Origin of the sequence: Micromonospora sp. NPDC023814 (assembly GCF_040639595.1) — a bacterium.
Classification (GTDB): Bacteria; Actinomycetota; Actinomycetes; order Mycobacteriales; family Micromonosporaceae; genus Micromonospora.
The window spans coordinates 1-1,188 of sequence record NZ_JBFAAF010000253.1 but is presented as its reverse complement, the minus strand read 5'-3'; the positions used below and the strand labels follow the sequence as shown (position 1 = coordinate 1,188).

Below are 1,188 nucleotides of genomic sequence, written 5' to 3'. Positions count from 1 at the left end.
CGCAACGCCTGACCCGCAAAATGCAACGCCACCAGAGACGACGAACACGCCGTATCCACCGACACCGCCGGCCCCTCAAGACCCAACACATAAGCGATACGACCAGACGCCACACTCACCGCACCACCAGTCAACCCATAACCCTCCACCGCACCACCAGCCTCACCCAACCGAGGCCCATACTCCTGTGCCACAACACCAACGAACACACCCGTCGGCGAACCCCGCAAAGAATCCGGGGCAATACCAGCCCGCTCCAGGGCCTCCCAGGAAACCTCCAACAAAAGCCGCTGCTGCGGGTCCATCGCCAAAGCCTCACGCGGCGAAATGCCGAACAACTCCGCGTCGAAATCCGCAGCCCCGCCGAGAAAACCACCCACCCGGGCAAAGGAACCGTCAACCGTCCAACCACGGTCGACCGGAAAATCCCCGACAACATCGTGGCCCTCGACAACCACCCGCCACAAATCCTCGGGCGAATCCACCCCACCCGGGAAACGACACGCCATACCCACGATCGCGAGGGGGGCGTCGACCGGTGCGGCGATCGTGGACATGGATGGCACGGGGTCGACGGCAGCCGATGTGTTGCCCAGCCGGTCGGTGAGGTGGGCGGCGAGCGCGGCCGCCGTGGGATGGTCGAAGACCACGGACGCCGGCAGCGTGGTGCCGATCACGAGACCGAGGCGGTTGCGCAGCTCGACGGCGGTGAGTGAGTCGAAGCCGAGCTCCTTGAGGGGACGATCGACGTCAACGCTGTCGCCGGTGGCGAAGCCGAGGACGGTGGCGACGTTCGAGCGGACCAGGCCCAGCAGTGTGCGCTGCCGATCGGCGGGGTCGAGCCGGGCCAGTTCCTCGCTCGGGGTCGCCGGGGCGCCAACCGTGGCGGTGTGCTCGGAGCGGCGGCGCGAGCGGCGGGCGCCGGCAGTCTCGGTGACGAGTCCACGCAGGATGGCGGGCACAGGCTCCCGAGTGTCGCCCGTCAGGTTGAGGTCGGCGGCGATGACGGCGGGGTGGTGCCCCCCGATCGCGGCGTCGAGCAGGGCGAGTGCGTCGGTTGTGGGCATGGCTCGGACGGTGGCCCGGTCGAGGCGGGCGCGGTCGCGGTGTTGTAGGTGGGCGGTCATGCCGGTGGTGTGTTCCCACAGTCCCCAGGCGATGGAGGTGGCGGGCAGGCCGGCCCGGTGC

The 1,188-nt window shown here is 68.8% G+C and carries 1 protein-coding gene; it reads right to left on the bottom strand.

Annotated elements, in window-relative coordinates; translation table 11 throughout:
• Positions 1–1,067: beta-ketoacyl synthase N-terminal-like domain-containing protein (locus AB0G14_RS35830; protein WP_357705270.1), on the bottom strand; the 1,067-nt coding region annotated here is incomplete at its 3' end.
• Positions 1,068–1,188 lie beyond the last annotated feature (121 nt).